Annotated in this window: 9 protein-coding genes; all 9 read left to right on the forward strand. The window is 58.3% G+C overall.

Features of this window, described 5'->3' with window-relative positions; genetic code table 11:
• The first annotated feature begins 321 nt into the window (after positions 1-321).
• The 9 genes from ACTQY1_RS05680 (at position 322) to mutY (ending at position 9,044) form a co-directional block, all read left to right on the forward strand.
• On the forward strand, positions 322-1,497 hold the full coding sequence (locus tag ACTQY1_RS05680; protein ID WP_154488495.1) for an NRAMP family divalent metal transporter: 1,176 nt from the start codon (positions 322-324) through the stop codon (positions 1,495-1,497).
• Positions 1,498-1,642: 145 nt separating this feature from the next.
• Complete coding sequence (locus ACTQY1_RS05685; RefSeq protein WP_154488496.1) at positions 1,643-2,410, forward strand: LamB/YcsF family protein; 768 nt, start codon at positions 1,643-1,645, stop codon at positions 2,408-2,410.
• Positions 2,411-2,434: 24 nt separating this feature from the next.
• Positions 2,435-3,223 carry a putative hydro-lyase gene (locus tag ACTQY1_RS05690; RefSeq protein ID WP_195839646.1) on the forward strand — a complete coding sequence of 263 codons (789 nt, stop codon included), beginning with the start codon at positions 2,435-2,437 and terminating at the stop codon, positions 3,221-3,223.
• A 77-nt stretch (positions 3,224-3,300) separates the two neighbouring features.
• The gene (locus ACTQY1_RS05695; protein WP_022487588.1) at positions 3,301-4,491 is read left to right on the forward strand and encodes an NRAMP family divalent metal transporter; all 1,191 of its coding nucleotides are present in this window, start codon (positions 3,301-3,303) and stop codon (positions 4,489-4,491) included.
• Positions 4,492-4,506: 15 nt separating this feature from the next.
• A complete protein-coding gene (gene pxpB, locus ACTQY1_RS05700) occupies positions 4,507-5,277 on the forward strand; it encodes a 5-oxoprolinase subunit PxpB (RefSeq protein ID WP_441369046.1) in 771 nt (256 codons plus the stop codon).
• The gene (locus tag ACTQY1_RS05705) at positions 5,274-6,260 is read left to right on the forward strand and encodes a biotin-dependent carboxyltransferase family protein (RefSeq protein WP_288310995.1); all 987 of its coding nucleotides are present in this window, start codon (positions 5,274-5,276) and stop codon (positions 6,258-6,260) included. The genes pxpB and ACTQY1_RS05705 overlap by 4 nt, the downstream gene beginning before the upstream one ends.
• A 126-nt stretch (positions 6,261-6,386) precedes the next feature.
• Positions 6,387-7,508, forward strand: coding sequence for a M20 family metallopeptidase (locus ACTQY1_RS05710; protein WP_022487585.1), 1,122 nt, complete (start codon positions 6,387-6,389; stop codon positions 7,506-7,508).
• A complete protein-coding gene (locus ACTQY1_RS05715; RefSeq protein WP_022487584.1) occupies positions 7,505-7,990 on the forward strand; it encodes an 8-oxo-dGTP diphosphatase in 486 nt (161 codons plus the stop codon). Before ACTQY1_RS05710 ends, ACTQY1_RS05715 begins: the two co-directional genes overlap by 4 nt.
• The gene (mutY, locus tag ACTQY1_RS05720; RefSeq protein WP_441369047.1) at positions 7,977-9,044 is read left to right on the forward strand and encodes an A/G-specific adenine glycosylase; all 1,068 of its coding nucleotides are present in this window, start codon (positions 7,977-7,979) and stop codon (positions 9,042-9,044) included. The genes ACTQY1_RS05715 and mutY overlap by 14 nt, the downstream gene beginning before the upstream one ends.
• Positions 9,045-9,291: the final 247 nt, after the last annotated feature.

Below are 9,291 nucleotides of genomic sequence, written 5' to 3' on the forward strand. Positions count from 1 at the left end.
CAACGCTGTAGGGGATTGCCGCAGGCGGGCCCTTCCCGGCCTCCGGGTTTTATGGTCAAAAGCAGATGCGGGAGCATCTGCTATCCTTACTGGTTAACGACAAACGATGAACTTTCAGACCGGCCGGTGCCGGTCTGACTTCTTTTTTTACATAAATCAAATTATCCATAAATTCTAATGAATACAGGTTAAGCTTTCGGTTATAATAAAGGCGTGCACTTTATTACGCTGGAATGGGAAAGGGGGACCGCAGGAAGGCAGCAGTTCAAGTTTTTGTATCAGAATTTACAGAATTGAATGACGGAACGGAGGAGTACAATCATGAAAGAATCCAACTGGAGTGTACTGCTGGGGGCGGCCTTCCTGATGGCCACCTCGGCCATCGGACCGGGATTCCTGACCCAGACCACGGTGTTCACCGGCAAACTGGGGGCCAGCTTCGGCTTTGTGATCCTGGCCACCATCCTGATCCACGCCATTACCCAACTGAACGTGTGGCGGATCATCGCGGCGTCCAAAAAGCCCGGCCAGGACATTGCCAACGCCCTTTTGCCCGGGCTGGGGTATTTTGTTTCCGCCCTGGTGGTGGCCGGGGGTCTGGCCTTCAACATCGGAAACGTTGGGGGCGCTGGCCTGGGCCTCAATGTGCTCCTGGGAGTTTCCCCAGTAACCGGGGCTCTCATCAGCACGGTGATCGCCGTGTTCATTTTCCTCAATAAAAGTGCCGGGGCCCTGATGGACCGGTTTGCCCAGATTGTGGGAGGTCTGATGGTGCTTCTGACCATTTACGTGGCCATCACTTCCCATCCTCCCGTGGGCCTGGCCATTGCCAAAACCGTCATGCCGGATACGGTGGATGTGATGTCCATCGTCACCCTGGTAGGGGGCAGTGTAGGGGGCTACATCACCTTTGCCGGGGGGCACCGGCTGCTGGATGCAGGGATCACCGGGGTGGAAAACATGAAGGAAGTGAACAAAAGCTCCGCCATGGGGATTGGCATCACCAGCCTGATGCGGGTGCTGCTGTTTTTGGCCACCCTGGGGGTCATTTCCCAGGGGCTGACCCTGGACCCGGCCAACCCGCCGGCTTCTGTGTTCAAACTGGCCGCCGGTGACCTGGGGTACAAGATCTTCGGGCTGGTGATGTGGTCTGCGGCCATCACTTCCGTGGTGGGCTGCGCCTACACTTCCGTTTCCTTCATCCGGACCTTCAGCCCGGTGCTGGAAAAATACCACCGGTACCTGATCATCGGTTTCATCCTGTTCTCCTCCTTCATCTTCTCCTTCATCGGCAAACCGGTGACGGTGCTGGTGGTGGTGGGGGCCCTGAACGGCCTGATCCTGCCTATTGTGCTGGGCTCTCTGCTGCTGGCGGCCAAGAAGGAAAAAATCGTGGGGGCTTACAAACATTCTTCTTTCCTGTTCTACACCGGCTGGCTGGTGTTCGCCGTGATGCTGTACATGAGTCTCCAGACCATCCTGAAGATGCTGGGGTGAAATTTTGTGAATGTATTACAAATTTGACACAATAGAGGTGTGTATACAGTATAAGGTGAAGAAATTGTGACAGAGTTAATCGGAAACAAAAATCATGGTAATATCGTTAATGTTCGTAGCGTAGCATAAAGAAAGGAGTAGTAATATGAAAATCGATTTGAATTCTGACCTGGGAGAAAGCTTCGGCGCTTACAAAATCGGGATGGATGACAAGGTCCTGCCTCTGGTGACTTCGGCCAACATTGCCTGCGGGTTCCATGCCGGGGATCCTTCCGTAATGAAGAAAACCGTGGATCTGGCAGTGAAAAGCGGCTGTGCCCTGGGGGCTCATCCCGGGTATCCGGATCTGGTCGGATTCGGCCGGCGGAAAATGGCCGTTTCCCCGGCGGATGTGTACGCCATGGTGGTGTACCAGGTGGGGGCTCTCAGCGCCTTTGCCAAAGCGGCAGGTACCCGGCTCCAGCATGTGAAACCCCATGGGGCCATGTACAATATGGCGGCCAAGGATCCGGCCCTGGCGGAAGCCATTGCCCAGGCCATTTATGATGTGGATCCGGAAATCATCCTGTTTGCCCTGGCTGGCAGCGAAAGCGTCAAGGCAGCGGAAAAAGTCGGTTTGAAAGTGGCTTCTGAAGTGTTTGCAGACCGGAGCTATCAGGAAGACGGTTCTCTGACTCCCCGGACCCAGCCCGGTGCCATGATCACCGATGAAGAGGCCTCCATCGCCCAGGTGCTGTCCATGGTGCTGAAGGGCCAGGTGACCACTCTCAGTGGCAAGGTGATCCCGGTGAAGGCGGATACCATCTGCGTCCATGGGGACGGGGAAAAGGCCCTGCTGTTTACCCAGAAGATCCGGAAAGCCCTCCAGGAAAACGGGGTGGAGATTGCTGCCGCCGGCAGCTTCCTGAAATAATTTCATGCAAAGGAGAATCTGCTTATGGATTACAGCCAAATGAATCCCAGTGAAGTCCGGAAACTGATCCGGGAAGGGAAAATCACCAGCTTCACCAGCGGCATGTGCAACGGGTATGCCCAGGCCAACCTGGTGGTGCTGCCCAGGGAACTGGCCTTTGATTTCCTCCTGTTCACCACCCGGAATCCCAAGCCCTGTCCGGTGCTGGACGTAACGGAAGTGGGGAGCCCGGTGCCCAAAGCGGTGGCCCCGGATGCGGACCTGCGGTATGACATCCCCAAATACCGGATCTACCGGCACGGGGAACTGACCGACGAAGTGACGGACCTGAGCGGGTACTGGCGGGATGACCTGGTGGCCTTCCTGCTGGGGTGCAGCTTCTCCTTTGAAGGGCCCATGCTGGATGCGGGGCTGGATGTGCGGCACATTACGGAAAACCACAATGTGCCCATGTACATCACCAACATTCCCTGCACTCCGGCCGGGGTGTTCCATGGGCCCATGGTGGTTTCCATGCGTCCCATGACTCCCAAAGCGGCCATCCGGGCCATCCAGGTGACCAGCCGGATGCCCAATGTCCATGGGGCTCCCATCCATTTCGGCGACCCGGCGGCCATCGGCATCCAGGACATCAGCAAACCGGATTTTGGAGATCCCTCCACCATCCGGGAAGGGGAAGTGCCGGTGTTCTGGCCCTGCGGGGTGACGCCCCAGGCGGTGGCCATGGCGGTGAAGCCGGAATTCATGATCACCCATGCGCCGGGACACATGTTCATCACCGACGTGAAGAATGCGGATCTGAGCGTGCTGTAAAAAAGAGAAAAAGCAGCCGGACCGTTTCCAAAAGCCCAGAAAAACCATAACAGGATCCAAATGAGGGGGAAGTTGTTATGAAAAAAGAATCCAACATCAGCGTGCTGCTGGGGGCAGCCTTTCTGATGGCCACATCCGCCATCGGGCCGGGCTTCCTGACCCAGACCACTGTCTTTACCGGCCAGTTGGGAGCCAGCTTCGGCTTCGCCATCCTGGCCATGATCATCATCGATGCCATTGCCCAGCTGAATGTGTGGCGGGTGATTGCCGTAGCCAAAAAGCCCGGCCAGGACATTGCCAACATGGTGCTGCCCGGCCTGGGATATCTGGTGTCCGCCTTTGTGGTGTTCGGGGGCCTGGCCTTCAACATCGGCAATCTTGGGGGTGCCGGCCTGGGGCTCAATGTGCTGTTCGGGATCTCTCCCATTGTGGGGGCTCTCATCAGCGCGGCCATTGCCATCTTCATCTTTTCCAGCAAAGAGGCGGGAACCCTGATGGACAAGTTCGCCCAGATTGCCGGAGGCGTCATGGTACTGCTCACTGTCTATGTGGCGGTGACCTCCCATCCTCCAGTGGGGGAAGCGGTGGCCAGGACCTTTATGCCTGAGCACATCGATCTGATGTCCATCGTCACCCTGGTGGGAGGCAGCGTAGGCGGATACATCACCTTCGCCGGCGGCCACCGGCTGCTGGATGCGGGAATCTGCGGAGAAGACAAGCTGGACCAGGTGAACCGGAGCTCTCTGACTGGCATCGGCATCACCAGTGTTATGCGGGTATTCCTGTTCCTGGCGGCCCTGGGGGTCATCAGCCAGGGCTTTACCCTGGATCCTTCCAACCCGCCGGCTTCCGTGTTCAAGCTGGCTGTGGGGGAAGTGGGGTACAAGATCTTCGGCGTGGTCATGTGGTCCGCGGCCATTACCTCGGTCATCGGCTGCGCCTATACTTCCGTTTCCTTCATCCGTACCTTCAGTGAAGGACTGAACAAAAACTACCGGTATCTGATCATTGGATTCATCATCTTTTCCGCTGCTGTGTTCGCTTTCATCGGCAAACCGGTGAAGGTACTGATCCTGGCCGGGGCCCTCAACGGGCTGATCCTGCCTCTGGTACTGGGAGCACTGCTCCTGGCATCCCGGAAAAAGGCCATTGTGGGGGATTATCAGCATCCCCGGTTCCTGTCGGTCACCGGCTGGATCATCTTCGCTGTGATGCTTTGCCTGGCAGTGGAAACAGCAGGCAAATTACTCCCCAAACTGTTGGGATAAAAAGGTGGAATAACCATGGAAAAAGCAACAGCATATCTGCAGGCTGCCCAGATCCGCCCGGTGGGAGAAGGGGCCCTGATGGTCTCCTTCGGCAATACCATCGACCCGGAGATCCTCCGGTGTGCCCGGGCTCTGGTGACGGAACTGGAACAGCATCCTTTCCCGGGACTCCTGGAATTTGAAGCTTCCTACACCGGTGTGACGGTGTTCTACGATCCCCTGGTACTGGCCCGGGAATCTACTCTGCCGGAGGACCACTGGCTGTCCAAAGGCTACCGGGAAGCGGCGGCCCGGGTGAAAAAACTCCTGGAAGGGATCCGGTTCACCAAGGAAAAGAAAGGGGACCGGATCCGGATCCCTGTGTGCTACGGCGGGGAATACGGACCGGACCTGGAAGAAGTGGCGGAGTACCACCATATGACGCCGGAAGAAGTGGTGAAAATCCATACTGGCGGGGACTATCTGGTGTATATGATCGGGTTCGCCCCCGGTTTCCCCTATGTGGGAGGACTGCCTCCGGAAATTGCCACCCCCCGGAAGAAGACTCCCCGGCTGGCCATCCCTGCCGGGTCCGTGGGCATTGCCGGTTCCCAGACCGGTGCCTATCCCCTGGAAACCCCTGGAGGCTGGCAGCTGATCGGCAGGACTCCCCTGGCCCTGTTCCGTCCCTGGGATCTGGAAGATCCCAGCCTGCTCCAGGCCGGTGACCGGCTGGAATTTGTCAGCATAACTCCTGAGGAATACAAGGAACTGGCAGCGAAAGAGAAGGAAGGTGGCCGGAAATGAAGATCATGGTGAAAAAAGGCGGCCCTCTCACTACGCTCCAGGATACGGGCCGGTACGGATTCCAGAAATACGGGGTCCTGGTCAGCGGGGCCATGGACCTGTTCAGTTTGAAACTGGGGAATATCCTGGTAGGCAACAAAGCCCGGGAAGGGGCTCTGGAAATGACCATGAGCGGGCCCTTCCTGAAGCTGCCGGCAGGACTGGTGTTCGCCCTTACCGGGGCGGACCTGGGGGCGAAACTGGGGGGCAGACCGGTGCCTCTCAACCGGGCGGTGTATGTGAAGGAAGACAGCACCCTGTCCTTCGGCTTTGCGGCCCAGGGGGCCCGGGGCTATCTGACGGTGGCCGGGGGCTTTGCCGTGCCGGCAGTGATGAACAGCAAAAGCACCTATCTCCGGGCCAAAATCGGCGGAGTGGGAGGTGCTCCTCTGGCTGACGGCACGGAACTGGAAACCGGGGAACTGACGGCGGAACAGGAAGGGCTGAAGGCTGTGCTGGCCAAAACGGGAGGCAAGCCTTTCAGCACCCTGGGCTGGTCTGTGGAAACCACTGGCCTCTTTACCGGGGAGCCCATTCGGGTGACCCAGGGACTCCAGGCGGACTGGTTCGACAATGCCACCCTTCAGGAGTTCTTCCACAGCGGCTACACCATTACGGCCCAGTCGGACCGGATGGGATACCGGCTCAGCGGAGCACCGCTCCACTACCGGGACAGCAGCCTGGAGATGATCTCCGAACCAGTGACCTTCGGGTCCATCCAGGTGCCGGCGGACGGGAATCCCATCATCCTGATGGCGGACCGGCAGACCACCGGGGGCTATGCCAAGATCGGACAGGTGATCCAGGCGGATCTGCCCAGGCTGGCCCAGATGAAGCCGGGACAGACCATTTATTTCCGGCCGGTGACCCTGACCCAGGCGGAAAAAGCCCTGGCCCGGCAGGAGGATTTCCTGACAGATGTGAAAATGATGGTACAGCGGTAAAAAAGAAAGGGTGCTGCGCAAGACGGGCAGTACCCTTTCTTTTTTCACCGAGAACAATTTACACGAAGCTGATATAATAGAGCCAGTACAGTGCCGGCAGGGAGCCGGGAGAAGGAGGAATCGGACATGACATTGGCAGTGCAGGACTATCTGAAAGATCTGGAAACCCTGGTGAATACGGAAAGCTTCAGCCGGGACCCGGAAGGGACCGCTCAGGTGGCGGCCTGGATCCGCCGGCGGCTGGAGGGAGCCGGCTGGCATACAGAAACCATTTCCGTGGGAGACCAGGTGGGCCCCTGCGTAAAGGCAGTGTGGGGGAACCCGGACCATTATGACGTAATCCTCCTGGGCCATATGGATACGGTGTTCCCCAAAGGCACCGTAAAGGACCGTCCTTTTTCCATTGAGGGAGACCAGTACAAAGGCCCGGGCTCCGCGGATATGAAATGCGGGGACCTGTTCATGGTGTACCTGGCGGAAGCGGTGAGCCGGGAAAAAATCCAGGGGAACATCTGCCTGCTGTTCAATCCGGATGAGGAAATCAGTTCCCGGTATTCCCGGCCGGTAATCGAACGGGAAGCCCGGAAGGCGGACCATGCCCTGATCATGGAAAGTGCCCGGCCCAATGGGGACCTGGTGAACCAGCGGAAGGGCATCTGCAAGTACACACTGACCTTTACGGGCATTGCATCCCACGCCGGGGTGAACCCGGATAAAGGAGCCAGCGCCATCAATGAATTCATCCGCTGGGGAGAAAAGATCATTGCCCTGGCTGACCGGGCTGCCGGCACTACTGTGAATATCGGACTGGTACAGGGGGGCACCGCTGCCAATGTGGTGGCCGCCCAGTGCCGGTGTGTCATCGATGTGCGGATCGAAAAGAGCAGCGAAGGGGAACGGATCGACCGGGCCATCCGGGAACTGGAAGCTCATCCCTTCGATGACCGGGTGAAGGTCCAGGTGGAAGGGGGCGTGGCCCGTCCGCCCATGAAGCCTACAGAAAAATCCCTGGCCTTCTGCCGTCTGGCAGAGCAGGTGGCTCAAAAAGAGGGTATCTCCTTCCAGTGGCAGGCTGCCGGCGGGGGAAGCGATGGCAACTTCACCTCCGCCCTGGGGATCCCCACCCTGGATGGCCTGGGCCCCATTGGAGGCAATGGCCATGCGGTAACGGAATACGGCCTGATCAGCAGTCTGGAACCCCGGTTCCGGTTCCTGAAGGCCCTGGTGGAAGCGGTGCTGACCAAATGAGGGATACGTCACTGGTGTATCTGCTGGACGGAGAAAACCGGGTGCTCCTGGGCCGGAAGCGACGGGGCATGGGCGTGGGCAAGTGGAACGGCTTCGGAGGGAAAATCGAGCCGGGAGAAACCATGCGCCAGTGCGCCGTACGGGAGCTCCGGGAAGAAAGCGGCCTTGAGGTCCGGCCGGAAGACCTGGACCTGATGGCGGATCTGTACTTTGACCAGCCTTCTGACGGCACATGGTCCCATGGAGGCATGGTGTATTTTGTCCGCCGGTGGCAGGGAGTGCCCCGATTGTCGGAAGAAATGGAACCCAGGTGGTTTTCCCTGGACCAGCTGCCCTATGAGGAAATGTGGGAGGCGGACCGGATCTGGCTGCCCCGGCTGCTGGCCGGGAAACAGCTCCGGGGGACCATCCTTTTTGCCCCGGACGGGGACCATGTAATCGATTCTGTGTTCCAGGAGGTCCATCTGGATGAAACCAAATAACTGGACGGAAACTCTCCTGGCCTGGTTCGATGGCTTTCGGCGGGAGCTGCCCTGGCGGGAGTCCCATCCCCGGAATCCCTACCATGTGTGGGTATCGGAAATCATGCTCCAGCAGACCCGGACGGAAACGGTAAAAGGGTATTTCCACCGGTGGATGGAACAGTTCCCCACCATCCGGGATCTGGCCCAGGCACCGGAAGACCAGGTGCTCCGGGCCTGGCAGGGGCTGGGGTATTACAGCCGGGCACGGAACCTCCACAAGGCAGCCCGGCAGGTGATGGTGGAATGGGACGGTCAGCTGCCCCGGGACCGGAAGGCCCTGGGGGACCTGCCAGGCATCGGAGCCTATACGGTGGGAGCCATCCTGTCCATGGCCTTTGGGGAAAAGGTTCCGGCAGTGGACGGAAACCTGCTCCGGGTGCTGGCCCGGCTTTACGGAGTGGAAGAAGACATTACCGGCACCCAAGGAAAGAAAACCATTACGGCCCTGGCAGAAGCCGCCATACCGGCAGACAGGCCCGGGGACTTTAACGAAGCTATGATGGACCTGGGAGCGGAAGTATGCATCCCCAAACATCCCCGGTGCGGGGAATGTCCCCTGCGGGAATCCTGCCGGGCTCTGAAAGAGGGGAAGACGGAGGTTTTGCCGGTGCGCAAAGCCAAAGCCTCCCAGAAGGAACTGGCGGCAGCCTGCGGCCTGGTGTGCCGGGAAGGCCGGTATCTGCTCCACAAACGGCCGGCCAAAGGGATGTTGGCTTCCATGTGGGAATTCCCCATGGTGCTGGATCCGGACCCGGACAAGGCCAGGGCAGGACTGGAACAGCTGCTGGAGGGAGCTGCAGGGCCGGAGCTGTGGCATCACAGGCATGTGTTCACCCACCAGATCTGGCACATGACCGGCTATGGGATGAACGGAGGAGACTGTCCTGAGGAGGGATCTCCGGACTGGGCCTGGCTGGCTCCGGAAGAGTGGGACCAGCGCCCTCTGGCAGGACCTCATGCCAAATTGGCTGCCTGGCTGAAAAAAACTGTTGACAGCAAAGAGAAGGTTTGATATTATATACAAGCTTTCTCTTTGAGGAAGCAGACAAGTCAGAGGAATGAAAGACAAAGAAAAAAGTTGTTGACAAATTCCAAATGATTTGTTAATATAAATGAGCTGTTACAAACAGCGAGGTTGGAACCCTGAAAACTGAATATTGTTGACAGATGTGCGGGTCAAGTCACTTTTAGTGATGAGATCGAGTCACCTGGATGACAACCAGGTTAAAAAATCAAAGCTAGTTTTTCGAGAGCCATGA

The organism is Acidaminococcus sp. HCP3S3_G9_1, assembly GCF_052122455.1.
In the GTDB taxonomy this organism is placed as follows: Bacteria; Bacillota; Negativicutes; order Acidaminococcales; family Acidaminococcaceae; genus Acidaminococcus.